Source organism: Dialister sp. (genome assembly GCF_051885895.1).
In the GTDB taxonomy this organism is placed as follows: domain Bacteria; phylum Bacillota; class Negativicutes; order Veillonellales; family Dialisteraceae; genus Dialister.
In genome coordinates, this window is the sequence record NZ_JBJEXP010000026.1 from 1 (window position 1) to 14,137 (window position 14,137).

General features: G+C 47.6%; 13 protein-coding genes and 1 other RNA gene. 2 read left to right on the top strand and 12 right to left on the bottom strand.

The window, feature by feature from the left end; all coding sequences use genetic code 11:
- Positions 1-831 (bottom strand): LysR family transcriptional regulator (locus ACI4N7_RS02020; RefSeq protein ID WP_439731700.1); only part of this gene is annotated, 831 nt, incomplete at its 3' end.
- Positions 832-1,089: 258 nt separating this feature from the next.
- On the opposite strand from ACI4N7_RS02020, the gene ACI4N7_RS02025 reads away from it, so the two are divergent.
- Together ACI4N7_RS02025 and putP are read left to right on the top strand one after the other, a co-directional pair.
- Positions 1,090-2,256 (top strand): nucleotidyltransferase family protein, encoded by a 1,167-nt coding sequence (locus ACI4N7_RS02025; protein WP_439731701.1) that lies wholly within the window; start codon positions 1,090-1,092, stop codon positions 2,254-2,256.
- Positions 2,257-2,591: 335 nt separating this feature from the next.
- On the top strand, positions 2,592-4,076 hold the full coding sequence (gene putP / locus ACI4N7_RS02030; RefSeq protein WP_439731702.1) for a sodium/proline symporter PutP: 1,485 nt from the start codon (positions 2,592-2,594) through the stop codon (positions 4,074-4,076).
- Between the two features lie 157 nt (positions 4,077-4,233).
- Here putP and rnpB read toward each other — a convergent pair.
- The 11 genes from rnpB to ACI4N7_RS02085 all read right to left on the bottom strand — a co-directional run.
- Positions 4,234-4,579: RNase P RNA component class A (rnpB, locus tag ACI4N7_RS02035), an RNA gene on the bottom strand.
- 1,200 nt (positions 4,580-5,779) lie between these two features.
- A complete protein-coding gene (locus tag ACI4N7_RS02040) occupies positions 5,780-6,595 on the bottom strand; it encodes an energy transducer TonB (protein WP_439731703.1) in 816 nt (271 codons plus the stop codon).
- A 12-nt stretch (positions 6,596-6,607) separates the two neighbouring features.
- Positions 6,608-7,027 (bottom strand): ExbD/TolR family protein, encoded by a 420-nt coding sequence (locus ACI4N7_RS02045; RefSeq protein ID WP_439731704.1) that lies wholly within the window; start codon positions 7,025-7,027, stop codon positions 6,608-6,610.
- Entirely contained in the window at positions 7,024-7,632 is a 609-nt protein-coding gene (locus tag ACI4N7_RS02050) for a MotA/TolQ/ExbB proton channel family protein (RefSeq protein WP_439731705.1), read from the bottom strand. The genes ACI4N7_RS02045 and ACI4N7_RS02050 overlap by 4 nt, the downstream gene beginning before the upstream one ends.
- Positions 7,633-7,880: 248 nt before the next feature.
- The gene (locus tag ACI4N7_RS02055) at positions 7,881-8,234 is read right to left on the bottom strand and encodes a CGGC domain-containing protein (protein ID WP_439731706.1); all 354 of its coding nucleotides are present in this window, start codon (positions 8,232-8,234) and stop codon (positions 7,881-7,883) included.
- Between the two features lie 29 nt (positions 8,235-8,263).
- Entirely contained in the window at positions 8,264-9,067 is an 804-nt protein-coding gene (locus tag ACI4N7_RS02060; protein ID WP_439731707.1) for an ABC transporter ATP-binding protein, read from the bottom strand.
- On the bottom strand, positions 9,067-10,125 hold the full coding sequence (locus ACI4N7_RS02065; RefSeq protein ID WP_439731708.1) for a FecCD family ABC transporter permease: 1,059 nt from the start codon (positions 10,123-10,125) through the stop codon (positions 9,067-9,069). Before ACI4N7_RS02065 ends, ACI4N7_RS02060 begins: the two co-directional genes overlap by 1 nt.
- Positions 10,126-10,167: 42 nt before the next feature.
- Positions 10,168-11,181 carry an ABC transporter substrate-binding protein gene (locus ACI4N7_RS02070; protein ID WP_439731709.1) on the bottom strand — a complete coding sequence of 338 codons (1,014 nt, stop codon included), beginning with the start codon at positions 11,179-11,181 and terminating at the stop codon, positions 10,168-10,170.
- Position 11,182: 1 nt separating this feature from the next.
- Positions 11,183-12,064, bottom strand: coding sequence for an ABC transporter substrate-binding protein (locus ACI4N7_RS02075; RefSeq protein ID WP_439731710.1), 882 nt, complete (start codon positions 12,062-12,064; stop codon positions 11,183-11,185).
- Positions 12,065-12,246: 182 nt separating this feature from the next.
- Entirely contained in the window at positions 12,247-12,600 is a 354-nt protein-coding gene (locus tag ACI4N7_RS02080; RefSeq protein WP_439731711.1) for a CGGC domain-containing protein, read from the bottom strand.
- 72 nt (positions 12,601-12,672) lie between these two features.
- Positions 12,673-14,137: TonB-dependent receptor (locus tag ACI4N7_RS02085; RefSeq protein WP_439731712.1), on the bottom strand; the 1,465-nt coding region annotated here is incomplete at its 5' end.

Consider the following 14,137-nt stretch of genomic DNA (forward strand, 5'->3'; position numbering starts at 1 on the left):
GTCATGATTCTTTTTCCAAAATGCACAGTAGGTTCTTTTGATCGGTTCCCCATCTCGTGTCAAAGGCAGGCGCTTCAGAGAAGCGCCGAAATAAGAATCGCCATCCACTGTTTCCACCGGCATCACCCCGCGGTTGGCCACCACCATGATACGGGCATCCTGCAGGGTCCGGGCAAACAGGAATTCCCCTTTAAATCCAATCACATCATGATAAAAGCGCCGTTCTTCTTCCTGCTGCTCAGGAGAAGAAATAAGAATGCAGGGCATATTCTTGAGATCACTGACATCTACACTGTCCAGCTTTGTCAATGGATTATAAGTAGCCAGTTCCACAAAGCATACGGTTTCCTTCAATACCAGATTTTCAAAGGCATCTGAAAAAGCCCGTCTCTGGTCATTCAGGGCCAGGTCTATTTCACCATCCTGCAGGCCTTGAAACAGGTCCTCATGATTACCGCCGGTCACCTTAAGATCGACTGTAGGATTTTTTTCTGCAAACATGGCAACAGCCTGATTGAACTCATCACCGCCATAAGTGGAAAGACATCCCAGGGAAAGCCCGTCTGCATCCTTTTTCCCAATCCGTGCCGTTTCCCTGACAAGCTGCTCCAGATCTGAGGTAATGACAAGACTTTTCCTGTAAAAATGCTTTCCTGCTTCAGTAAGCTCAAAGCTGCGGTTATGACGAATCAGCAGTGGCACGCCGATTTCTTTTTCCAGTGATTTAATGGACTGAGAAATGCCGGACTGGGAAATATAACATCGATCAGCAGCTTCTGTAAAACTATTTTCCTCCACCACTGCCTGAAAATGCAGAATCTGCCTTAACATCATTTGTGTATCACCATCCATCAGACTGTAAAAAAAAGAATACCCTGGAGTCTATGAATTTTCTGTTGTTCCTATACTGAAAAAGGAAATAAATCTACATTTATTATGGCCTTTTTCTCATGCTTCGTCAAAGGAGTCCATTAGTGAAAGTGCCGTGCCGATCCATTCATTGCAGAACGTGACCGGTCTTCTCTCCTTTTTCTTCCCTTCATTATATATGATAGAATAATACATATATGTAAGCAAAGGATGGATAACATGGGCGAAAAAACAATCGGTATTATTGCGGAATGGAATCCTTTCCACCGCGGCCACGAAAAAATGGTGCAGTACCTGAAAGACTGCTTCGGGGACGCTTTTCTCATGGCCGTCATGAGTGGTCCCTTTGTGCAGCGGGGAGAACCTTCCCTTTTTGATCCCTGGATAAGAGCACGCTGGGCTGTGGAATGCGGCGTGGACGCAGTGTTTTCCTTCCCGGTGCTCTGCGTACTCCAAAGCGCGGATCGTTTTGCCGCCTTCGGAGTAGAACTCCTTTCCTCCATGGGAGCTGACAGTATCTGCTTTGGTACAGAGTCCCTGGAAAAAGAAGAGCTGCTGGAAGCAGCTTCCTTTTCTCTGACAGACTCGTACAGCCGCACCTTCCATGAAGCCCTTGCACAGGGACTCTCCTATGCCACAGCATCTTATGAAGCCATGAAAAACTGTTCAACTTATCTGGCAGATGAGCTGTCACGACCCAATAATTTACTAGGTTTTCGATATACAGAAACCATTCTTCGGAACCGATTTTCCATGGATATTCTTGTTTTTCATCGGGATACAGACCATGACATTTCCGCTTCCGCTGCCAGAAAAGAACTTCTGCAGAAAAACCGAAGCGGACTTCTGCCTATTTCTTTCCAAAAAGAAGCGGAAGCATTGATGCAGTCCGGAAACTGTACTGATTACTCCCGTTATGAGGATGCCTGTCTTCTTGCTTCCCGTCTTTGGGACGAAAAAAGCCTGGCAGAAACAGGGCTTTTCTCAGAGGGCCTGGAGCATAAATGGTTCAGGGAAACAGGACAGGAAAGCTATGGTATCATGCTGGATCACATTAAAAGTAAACGGTACCTTTACAGTCGACTGAAACGTCTGGGGGCCCAGCTCCTTCTTTCCGGCCAGGGCCCTTCCCTTTTTATGCATTCTTCCTTTCCCAAGTATGCCCGTCTTTTATCTCTGCGCCGGAAAAAAAGCAGCGCCTTGAACCATATCGCAGTGCCTGTCTATACAAGCATGGCAAAGGCATGGAAACAGGCCGACCAGGACACCCGCCTTTCTCTGGAAATAGATATCCGTGCTTCTGATATACGGGCCTTCTGCCAGAAATCTCTGCGTTTCCGTAAATCAAGACAGGAATTTTACCATTCACCGGAAATCGTAGGCTAGTGTTCATCTGTCTTCCCTCTATACAGTCTCCCCGTACTGTTCTATCCTTAGACAATCGTTTCGCTGCAACATGCAGGTCATGGAAATTTCTATTTTTCATGACCTTTTTGATTGATATAAGAGCAATATAAACATGGAACCAGGATCTGTTTCCTCTGCAGCTCTTCTGACTGCATAAAAATATAACTGGCTTCCCCTTTACATACCTATTAAAATCCGTTATCATTGAGAGAAACACTGCTGTCTTTTTACATTTAAATGACAAAAACATTCAAAGAAATGTATAAAAGTAAAATGATACCGCAAATTTATAAACATATGCAGGGGGAGCAATTATGGATTTGGAAAACAACTGGCCCATTGCGCTGGCCTTTATACTTTACCTGGTACTCATGATGAGTATCGGCCTTTACTATTCCCGCAGGCAGAAAAACCTTTCTTCCTATATTTTAGGAGACCGGCAGCTGGGCCCATGGCTCACTTCCATGAGCGCCGAAGCATCAGATATGAGCGGATGGATGCTCATGGGCCTTCCAGGCTATGCTTATCTCCACGGCCTTTCCGCTTTCTGGACCGGCATTGGTCTGATTATCGGTACCTGGGCCAACTGGGTGCTGGTATCCCAAAGGCTCCGTAACTATACGGAAGTAGCTAATAACAGCCTTACCATTCCGGATTATCTATCCAATCGGTTTGAAGATAAGAAAAACGGCCTGCGCCTGATCTGTGCTCTGTTTATCATTCTTTTCTTCATCATCTATACTTCTTCCGGTTTCGTGGCTGCGGGAAAACTTTTCAACACCATCTTCGGTATTCCTTATTTCCATGCCCTTCTTCTGGGGGCTTTCGTAGTAGTCTTCTATACCTTTCTGGGCGGATTCTCCGCGGTAGCCCTGACTGATTTCATTCAAGGCACCATGATGTTCTTCACTGTCATCTACGTACCTGTAGCTGCTACCATCGCCCTTGGTGGTCCTATGCCTACCCTGGATATTTTGTCTAAAGAAGGATCTGATTTCTTTTCTTTCTTCCCTGCCTCCACCGGCATGTCCGCTCTCCTGGTCATGATTGTTTCTTCTCTGGGCTGGGGCCTCGGCTATTTCGGACAGCCCCATATCCTGGTCAAATTCATGGCTATCGGCGATCCGAAGGAATTGAAGAAATCCACCCGCATTGCCATGACATGGGTGCTTCTTTCCCTGTCATTTGCCATTGCCATCGGTGTCGTAGGCAAAGCTTACCTCTCCACTCCTCTGGAAAACGCCAATGCAGAGCGGGTATTTATTCTTATGGCTGAATCGCTTTCCGCACCTTTCATTACCGGCATCATCTGGTCAGCTATCCTGGCTGCCATCATGAGCACCAGTTCTTCCCAGCTGCTGGTTACTTCTTCTGCCGTATCCAGAGACCTGTTTCAGGCCTTTCTGAAAAAAGATGCCTCTGAAAAAACACTTATCCGCGTTTCCCGTCTGAGTGTCCTTCTTGTTTCTGCGATTGCTGTTTATCTGGGATCTGATCCCAACAGCTACATCTTCTCCATTGTCTCCTACGCCTGGGCAGGTTTCGGCGCCTGCTTCGGTGCCACAGTACTTCTTTCCCTCTATTGGAAACGAATGACTCTGAAAGGCGCCTACGCCGGTGTTATTGTAGGAGGTCTTACGGTGCTCATCTGGAAACAGTTCGAATGGTTCGGTCTCTATGAACTGGTGCCGGGATTCTTCTTCTCCATAGCTGCTATCATTATCGTAAGCCTTCTTGATAAGGAACCTTCTGAAAGCATCATTAAGACCTTTGAAAAAGCACTGGCTCTTTCCAAATAAAAAGCATAAAGAAACAAAACGCCCGGATTTCTCCGAGCGTTTTGTTTTAGTGGATCGACCAATGCATCTATTGTCAAAAAACATCCCTATAAGGTATCCATCGTTTGTATTTACCATCAAAAAAGACCGGAAACCTTGTTTCCGGTCTTTTGACTGCAAAGCGAGCATTCAATAAGCCGAGTTCTGTACCGTTTGCACGGTGATGATTATCTGTCTAGCCAGCCAATTGCTTGGATGGTCAAGCGACGCAACCCGGAAGGTCAGCGGGCAGCCTCAACCCTTCCCTATTCGGTCTTGCTTCAGATGGGGTTTACCAAGCCAGCCGGTCTCCCGACTGCTGGTGCGCTCTTACCGCACCTTTCCACCCTTACCACTTGCGTGGCGGTTTTCTTTTCTATGGCACTTTCCCTGGGGTCACCCCCGCCGGACGTTATCCGGCATCCTGCCCTGCGAAGCTCGGACTTTCCTCACGCCTTACGGCCCGCAATCATCTTTCCTGCTCGCATGATCCATTTTAGCACGAGGAAATGAAAATTGTCAATCAAAAAAAATTCACATACCTTTTTGCATTGAGTGATTGACTTGATTATTACCCCTTTTCCTTTTTTCAAGATCAGAAATTTTGAGGATTTCTGACAAAATTTGTGTTTTTTAAAATTTAGAGCTTTTATGGATTCTTCTTTTATATTTTCACGCTGAGACATTATTAAAAGTAAAAGCCTGCAGTACTGAACGATTCCTACAAACTGTCCATTAGAATATCATATCCTCTGCCATATATACCGATTTCTCATTCCATGTTACATTCTGCCCTTCTTAAGCAATATAAATAAATGGAGAGGGAAAAACAGGAACCCTTCCGGAACTCTCTGAAATGGAACCAGACAGCAGAAAAAATAAGCCTAAAGCTTTCGCCCGGGCAGGCTGAAACTTTCTGCCGCTGCCATTTCACAGAGATGATCATGGATTCCTGCAGAAACCGCTCCCCTCACCCCGGCGCCGGGTAAGGCAGGCAGTACCAAACACGAAAACACGGACCTTTCACTCCATCATATGCGCAGATGGCTTTGACGATACGTTAGGAGCACCACCGCCCAGAGAGAAACGGGTTACACCGATTTCACAAATCCCGGCGGCAGGCAAAGCGCCTTCATCGATTCATGGCAGCTGCGTTCATTGACACGGACCTTTTACGTCCGTGTTTTTGTGCTGTCTTTCCACTTGTCAAGGGACGGAAGACTATAAAGGCCAGCCTCCATAATACAGGCTTCATCAGAAACCCACCCTATCATGCTATAAAAAGAAATATGCAAAAATAATTGAAACTCTATCAGCCAAGCAGACGTAAGATGCTCTATCCTTAATTTAGAAAGAAAACGAATAATATAAACGCTGCCCTGTCCTATCATCATTTCGAGCGAAAGGCATGGGCGTAATGATGCAGATGTTCATAGAGCCAATGAGATAAAAATCAAGAAGTCTCACGTTTTAACGGTACATGCTATAGGGTGAAATTCCTAGACTCGGAGTTTTCATAGAACCCAGATATATTCGTTTCCATACAGGCACACAGCCTCATTCCAGATAACTGGGCAGCATGCAGCTTACCATCAATTTTGAGAAGCTCCTGAAAAATATAGGAATCATGCAAAAGGGACTGTGAAGAAATTGATTGACATTTTTCACAGTCCCTTTTGGTATATTTATCCGTTCAAATTGAAGGTAATTGGTACCCGGGAATTAGCTGTCACCGGGGTGCCATTCTGTTTAGCCGGTACAAAGCGCCAGCTGTAAACTGCAGATACAGCAGCACTGTCCAATGTGCTGTTTCCAGATGAACTTTCTACCCAGGCGCTGGATACAGAACCATCGGTGCTGACAGTCATTCCTACCACCGTGGTACCGGAAATGCCGGATCGTCTGGCAGATTCAGGATAAGCAGGAGCCGGAGCACTCAGTATCTGGATGCCGGTGGTTTCTCCGCCGCCGGTTCCATCTCCACTGCCATTTCCATAGCCATCACCATTCCCATCACCGGTGCCGCCGCCGCTTCCACTGCCGCTTCCGGAGCCTGTGCCGCTCCCTGTGCCTGTGCCGCTGCCGCTGCCTGTTCCGCCGCCAGATCCGCCGCCGTTTCCTCCATCAGAAGAAGATGCGGAAGTGCTTTCACCGGAAGAAGATGAGCTGGGCGCCGCCTTATCCTGGGGCTGGGCGATTTCATGGACGTCATTGGCCGCCTGTTCATCCGCTTCCTGCGGCACTGCCGGAGGAGGTGCAGTAGGAGTCGCTTTGGCTTCGTGGATCTTTGGAAGCTCTTCCGTCTCCTGGCTGCCGCCCCCACCACCGCCTCCCCCTCCTCCGCCGCCAACATCGGTGACAAGATCGACCTCAATAGGCTCGCGGCTTGGCTGGGCGGGAGGGAAAAGAACCAGCAGACCTGCGATGGCCCCAAGAATTACCCCATGGAAGAGGAAGGACAATCCAAAGGCAGAGGACCATCGGTACTTGAAAGTACGCATGGGACCACCTCTTTACTGATTCTGACCGGTCTTTGACTCTGTGGCAATGCCCACTTTGCTGATGCCTACAGATTTCAACTGGTCAAGTACAAATACAAAATCACCATGTTCTGACTTGGAGTCCGCCCGGAGCACTACGGCCAGATCCGGATGGCGTCCTTTTTCGATTTCCATGCGCTTACGGAAATCTTCCTTGGAAATTTTCTCTTTTTCCACATAAATGGTACCATCGGAAGTAATGCTGATGGGAAGTGTTTCTTCCACATTCACCTTAGCCGTAGCGGTCTGAGGGAGATTTAAATTGATGGATTTCTGCACCACCATGGAAAGCATACTCATCATGAAGAAAACAAGAAGGAAGAAAATGATATCAATCATAGGAATGATCATAATCTTCGGTTTTTTCTCCACATTCATCGGTTCCAGTTTCATTCCTGTTTCGCCTCGACAATTGCTAAATACAAGGTTCCCAGTTTTTCCATCTGGGAAACGAAGTTACTCACCTGCTGGGACAGATAGGTATAAGCAATGAGAGCAATAATAGCAACGAAAAGTCCGGTTGCTGTACAAACCAGAGCTTCTGCCACGCCGCCGGTTACGGCAAAAGGCTGACCATTGGAAACAGAAAGCACATTGAAGGAGCCAATCATACCGATAACTGTACCAAGAAGACCCATAAGAGGAGACAGAGTAACGATGACATCCAGATAATTCAGGTAGTTTTTCAAAAGGCCGGAAGCATGAGCTGCTGCCCCTTCAATAAGGGAGGTCTGGTTCACTTTAAGGTTCATGTGCTCTACCCCTGCCAGAACTACAGAGGCAGGAATACCGCCATCCTGCTGAAGAAGTGTTTTCAGTCCTTCATAATCTTTCCTTCCCAGGTATTCCGGAATTTCCTCTGACAGTTTCGTAACATTGGACCGGGAAGCATGATAATACCGGAATCGTTCAATAAAAATAGCAATTACAATAAGAGAGCAGAGAATAAGCGGATACATCATAAATCCGCCAGCGCGAAACAAATGCAAAAAATCCATTAAATACCTCCTGAGAAAATAAAATAAAATTATTAGATGGCCGTTTGATGTCTCTAACATTTATATCAAGATTATCATTTTAGTAGAAGTTAGTCAAATAATATTTCCTTAATTTTTATCTTATCAATACTTCATTATTTTTGAAATAAATAGACTTTATTTGAACGGAAAATCATGAAAAATTGACGAACAAAGTAATACCCCAAAGTCTGGTTCAAAACCGCCGTTCAGCCATTCCAATATCTCCTTCAGAACAGGGAGTGAGTTCCACGCACTACTGAAATGCCGTGACTTTCAAAAATCCGGCACACCGCCTCAATTTCCGGGCACAGTTCCTTTTCCTTCGCATCATGGCAGCAGCAGATGCCCAGGTGGACTGTATCGGGATGACGGTCCAGGATATCTTGAACCTTTTCATCCAGCCCCTTATCCTCCCCGGGAAAATGGCCGCAGCCGCTGCATTTCATAAAGGCCAGTACTTCCACCTCTTCTCCCCTGTAAGGCGCAAAGGCCTTTGTCCGGCCGTTCAGGGCAGCAAAGCACCCGCCGCCGGTACACACATCCTCTGCCTTCGGGCAGGTCAGCATGACGATACGTTTCATAGGCTTCTCCTTTCCGAAACCGTTTTCCTTCACACACCCAGCTCTTTCTTATCTTCTTCAGCCATGCTCCAGTGTTTGGGGATATAGACGATATTCATCCGTCCGCCGTCAAAATACTGGATTCGGCAGTCCACGTCATAGAGGTCTTTGATGAAATCCGGAGTCAAAAGCTCCTTCGGCGTGCCCATGCCCACCACCTCTCCTTTGCGGATGGCAATGAGGCGGTCGCAGTACATGCAGGCGATATTCAGGTCGTGGATAGCTGCAATGACCGTATGATTCAGGGATTTCACGATATCCATGATTTCCAGCTGGTACTTGATATCCAGATGGTTGGTAGGCTCATCCAGCACCAGACATTCACTGCCCTGGGTAAGGGCCCGGGCCAGGATGACCCGCTGCTGCTCGCCGCCGGAAAGGGTAGAGAAATTGCGTTTTTCAAAGCCCTTCAGCCCCACCACTTCCAGTGCGTCATGGGCCAGGCGGTAATCCTCCTCATTGTCCCGCTCCATCATTTTCTTGTGGGGAGAGCGTCCCATGAGCACCACATCCAGCACAGAAAAGTCGAAATTGTAATAATTGTGCTGCGCCACCACCGCCAGCATGAGGGCAGACTGCCGGTAGGAAAGCTCATCCAGCGGCTGCCCGTTGAAAAGGATTTTTCCTGTCGACGGCTTCTGCACCCGATATACACATTTCAGAAAGGTACTCTTCCCGCTGCCGTTAGGCCCGATGATGCCCAGAAACTCCTTCGGCTTCAAATGAAGGTCGATGCCCTTCAATATTTCCTTCTTCCCGATGAAATACTTCACCGCTTCCGCCAGGATTTCCATTATTCACCACCTCCAAAGCCGTAGCTCTTGCTGATCATGAGATAAATGAAGCAGGGAGCGCCGATGAGGGAAATGAGAAGGCCTATGGGGAGTTCCGTGTGAGGGATGATAATCCGGCACAGGCCGTCGCAGATGACCAGGAAAATGGCGCCCACCAGGGCAGACACCGGCACCAGCCTTTTATGGTCCGGCCCCACCACCATGCGGATGACATGGGGAATAATGAGACCCACAAACCCGATAACTCCGGCCGAATACACCGCAAATCCCACAATGAGGGAGCTCACCAGCAGATAGGCCTGCCGGTATACATGGAGGTCTGTGCCCATGGTAATGGCCGCCTCATCGCCCAGGAGCATGAGATTCAGCACCCGGCTCTGGGTCCAGAAAAAGAGCACCGACAGGATGACGATAGGCGCGATCACTGCCAGCTCATTCCACCTTGCCCCGGCCAGACTGCCCATGAGCCAGTACGTAATGGTCTGGATGCCGTCTTTATCATTGGCAAAGTACACGATGAAACTGGAAAAAGCGGAGCACACCGCCGACAGCGCCATGCCTGCCAGAAGAAGTTTCACCGAAGAAGACCGGCCGCCCAGATTGGAAATAAAGAGCACCGCCACCGAAATGGCCATGGCCCCGATAAAAGCAGCAATACCTACGAAATTGGGCCCTAGAAAGGCACCTACCCCAAGGAGGATAGCCGCCGTAGCGCCAAGGGAAGCGCCGGAGGAAATCCCCAGAATATAGGGATCTGCCAGTGGATTCTTCACAATGGCCTGCATCACCACGCCGCATACCGAAAGCCCCGCTCCCACCAGCGCCGCCAGCACCAGTCTGGGAAGGCGGAGAAGCCACACAATATCATGGACCGGCCCCTGCCCCGGCGCTTCAATAGGAAGTCCCCCCGTAAACTGCCCAACCACCGCATCATAAATCACAGCAAGCGGCAGCTTCACCGTGCCGATAGAAAGCGCCCAGAAAAGGGAAGCCCCCAGAAGGCACACCAGCACAAGAAGGAAAAATCCGAATCCGATTTTTGCTAAAATTTGCCTCATACATACGCCTCATATATAAGAGTTATTAAAAAGATGTACATCCTACCAGTCCTCACCATATAACCCCTTCCCCACCAGCTCGATGCCCTCAGACATCCTCACGCCGGCACTGTAGATGGCATAAAGAGGAAGCACGTGGATATTCCGATTTCTGATACAGTCCACATTCTGCAGTGCCTTATCCTCATAAAAATAGGACAGTACCTGGTCCGTCCTTTCATAATCGGATTCGATCACCACAAGAAACAGGGCATCGGGGTTCAGATCAATCAGCTCTTCCTTGCTGATAGACCGGGACGAAGGCTGCAGAAGCTCTCCGCCCATGGACTTCAGGATATTTCCGGCCAGCGTCTTCTCTCCATACACAGAAAGAGACTTCCCCTGCCGCTCCAGAATGAGCGCCCTGGGATGACGCCCGGCCTTTCGTGCCATTTCCTCTGCACGGCCGATTTCATCCTTCATATGCTGCACAATTTCCTCCGCTTTTTCAGAGCGGCCGAAAATCCTGCCCATGTTCAGGATATCCCGATACTCGTTCTCCACCGTTTTTTCAGGCTCCTTCGACGAAGAATCGGCCGATATATACGTGTGAACGCCCCGCCCGTGCCAGTAATCCGTATCCCGAAGCACCTTGGGTGAGAACGTGGACGCCCAGCCCACAATGAAATCCGGATTCATCATGGTCACCGTCTCCAGGTCCAGATTCTCAAGGCTGGTATAGGGAATGCGCCCATAAGCATCCCGGTACTCCGGCCGAAGATACTTGGCATCCGGAATCCCCATCCCTGCCACCATCCGATCTCCCACACCCAGAGCGAGCAGGGTCTCCACCGAATTCTGCCAAACCGCCACCACCCGCTCCGGCGGCTTCGTAAAAGTCTCCTCCTCCATCTCCCCCTTCGAATTCAGGGAAGAAATGGTGACCGGAAACCGGCCCTCCACCGCAATTTCCGAGGGAGCAGAGGAAGCCCCTTCCTTCACCACCGGAGCGCAGGCGGAGAAGAGGGAAATCAGCGCCAGCGAAGCCAGCGCCGCCCATGTCTTTCTGTATTTCATACTAACGATTTTCATTCATTTCCTTACTCCACTCCTCATGATTCATAATATCCGGATATATTCCTTCTGCGAAAATACGTATGCCCTCACCTGTTTTGACAGCACTGTTGTAAGTATCATTCAGCATAATGCCATATACCTGACCTGTCCTGATACAGTGGAGGCTCTCCAGCGCAGGAATACGTTTGACTTGTTCCGCCGCTTCCTTCGGATTACCGCCGCTTTTCACCACAAATAAAACATCCGGATTTTCCTCGATAAGATACTCCAGGCTGACGGTGCCGCCCGGCGCCCGCGGCACATAGGCTCCCAGACGGCGGCACATGTCACCGGCCAGTTTCGTATCATCATAAGAAACAATCTGCCGTCCCATCATTTCAATGATCAGTACCTTTTTCTGCGGCATACCTGCGGTTTTAGAGCGAATGCTTCGGATTTCATCGTCCCACTCCTTCACCATTTTTTCCGCCGCGTCCTCCTTGTCAAAAATGCTTCCCAGACCAAGGACAAAGGCAGCTTCCTGATCCACCGTCTCCCTGTAGGAACGGGAAGATGGCGCATTGGCATTGACGGGGAGAAAAGTGTGCACTCCTCTTTCATTCCAGAAATCCGTACTGCGCAGCCGCTTTCTGTTAAAAAGGGACTGCCCGGCAACAATAAGATCCGGCTCCATGGATAGAACCATTTCCGGATTCAGGATATCCGTCCGATAAAAAGAAATCTTCCCATAGGCCTCAGCATTACCTGCACTGGGCACATAATAGGGATTTCCATAGGAAACGGGGCATATGACACGGTCTTCTACACCCAGTGCTACAAGAGTCTCATTGATATTTTCTCCCACCGCAATGACACGGCTTGGTTTTTCTGTGAATAGCTCCATATTCGGCCCTATGTTTCTGTATCCTGCCACTCTGATATTATCCACAGTTCTTGGTTCATAGCCGCTGGAAGAAACCGGATTTTCACGATATATAAAAGATGGAATTCCCGAATGAGGAACATACACGGAAAGACCGGCAAGACAAAGGGCCAGAAAAGCACAAAAGACAGCCGCTCTCATACCTAAACACCATGAGTCCCCCATACCACTTTTATTCCGTGACTTTCAAACCGTCGGGCCAGAGAAACCATCACCCTGCAGGGCTTTCCCTGGATAGAGCGGGTAGTACAGCAGATTCCCATGTGAACTGTATCCGGATGAATTTTCAGGATTCGCTGTACCTTTTCCTCCATCCCTTCTGCCGGTTCTAAAGTTAAATCCCCGCAGCCGCTGCAGCAGCCAAAAGCCGCCAGTTCTACCTCTTCTCCATCATAAGATTTGAAATAGCCCCGCCGCCGGTAAAAAGCAGACAAACAGGCCGCACCTGTGCAGTTGCTGTTGGAACGTAAACATCTCAGTATGGCTATCTTTTTCATAAGGATTCCTTTTCTGACACAAAAACAGGCAGAGGACAGCCCGAAAGGCGTCCTCTGTTGTTTTGGGAAAACTTAGAACTGGAATTCTGCTGAAAGCATATAGGTCCTTGGCGAACCAATATAGAGGTTGGTTCCCTGAGGCTGCCAGTAGTGGGTATTTGTAACGTTATAGCACATAGCTCTGAAACGAACCGGCAGATGTCCGATTTCCGTCTTGTAATTTACGCCTAAATCAAAGCGGAAATATCCCGGCACATTGTAGCCTTTATATGCATGAGCGGAAGAATTAGTATACCAAATTTTCGAGTTTCCAATAAGGTTTGCTCTTGCCAGAATAGAGAAATCATCATTGGCTTTATATTCCAAACCTAAATTACCGGTCCACCGTGGAATACCACTAGAAGATTTACCATCAAGAAGTCCACCATTTGTTCTTACTTGTTTAGCATCAAGCCACATAAATCCGCCAACGAGATTCCATTTATTAGATAAACTTCCAGCAGCTGTGTATTCAATGCCTTTATTTCTTGTCTCGCCATTGTAAGTTCTACGGTACATTTCTTTTCCGCTATCATTTTTGTACCCCAAATCAATATCATCTATAGATGGTTCCTTAATGTCGAAATAGCTTAATTTATGCAAGAACTCTCCTGTTTTGAACTTAATTCCCACTTCATTTTGTTTTGATTTAGCAGGATCCAAAAGCTGCCCATTATTAATGTATTTAGAGCCATTTACAAATGTTCCTACATTAAACTCTTCCGTATGATTAGCATAAACTGCAAACCTTGGACTAAATACATAGTTAATCCCAAATGACGGTGATACCGCTGAAGTTTTATACCCATTTGTATGTGTACCATCACTCTTATAGGAGTCCTGTTTTACAATATGCTTATGAACCCCCATTAGAACCGTAAGTTTTCCATCCAAAGCTGTAATCGAGTCAATTGCCGACCACCCGGTTAATCTGGCTTTTGCTGTATAAGGAACATGCAGTCGGCCATAGGGATTAACAGGTGCTACCCATGAACCTGTACCAGTATCGTAAATATTTCCATACCACATTCCGTCACTGCTTAAAGGATTAGAATCCAATCCTTTCCAAGCAATTCCATAATCACGCCATTGTTTATCCATACCGATTACTATGTTATGAGTTAGTGCGCCAGTCTTGAAATTATTTCTAAGACCAAACTCCAAATAATCTTTTTTCTCTTCCAGAGGGCATAACTCAAAATCAGTATAATAATCGCCCTTTTCGTTAAGCAGCGTTGCACTTGTACTATTTTCAAGACAATAATACCAATTTTCCTTATAATGCCCATAATTCAGGAATGCAGTAATATGATCATTTAATTGTTGTTCATGATTTAAGGTCAAAGTAATCTGTTTATATTTATCTCTTCTAAATTCCGGATTTAAATTGTTTTCACCGTCGGGTGCATCTGGTATTTTAGAAATTTTAGCCCATCCGGAAAGACTGCTTGGCATTTTTAAATATGTCGGTCGTCCTTTACTATCAGTATTTGAATAT

Coding starts and splice junctions, on each gene's coding strand:
- putP (WP_439731702.1), top strand. CDS start 2,592: ATGGATTTGGAAAACAACTGGCCCATTGCGCTGGCCTTTATACTTTAC.
- ACI4N7_RS02040 (WP_439731703.1), bottom strand. CDS start 6,595: ATGCGTACTTTCAAGTACCGATGGTCCTCTGCCTTTGGATTGTCCTTC.
- ACI4N7_RS02025 (WP_439731701.1), top strand. CDS start 1,090: ATGGGCGAAAAAACAATCGGTATTATTGCGGAATGGAATCCTTTCCAC.
- ACI4N7_RS02060 (WP_439731707.1), bottom strand. CDS start 9,067: ATGGAAATCCTGGCGGAAGCGGTGAAGTATTTCATCGGGAAGAAGGAA.
- ACI4N7_RS02050 (WP_439731705.1), bottom strand. CDS start 7,632: ATGGATTTTTTGCATTTGTTTCGCGCTGGCGGATTTATGATGTATCCG.
- ACI4N7_RS02055 (WP_439731706.1), bottom strand. CDS start 8,234: ATGAAACGTATCGTCATGCTGACCTGCCCGAAGGCAGAGGATGTGTGT.
- ACI4N7_RS02080 (WP_439731711.1), bottom strand. CDS start 12,600: ATGAAAAAGATAGCCATACTGAGATGTTTACGTTCCAACAGCAACTGC.
- ACI4N7_RS02070 (WP_439731709.1), bottom strand. CDS start 11,181: ATGAAATACAGAAAGACATGGGCGGCGCTGGCTTCGCTGGCGCTGATT.
- ACI4N7_RS02065 (WP_439731708.1), bottom strand. CDS start 10,125: ATGAGGCAAATTTTAGCAAAAATCGGATTCGGATTTTTCCTTCTTGTG.
- ACI4N7_RS02075 (WP_439731710.1), bottom strand. CDS start 12,064: ATGGAGCTATTCACAGAAAAACCAAGCCGTGTCATTGCGGTGGGAGAA.
- ACI4N7_RS02045 (WP_439731704.1), bottom strand. CDS start 7,027: ATGAAACTGGAACCGATGAATGTGGAGAAAAAACCGAAGATTATGATC.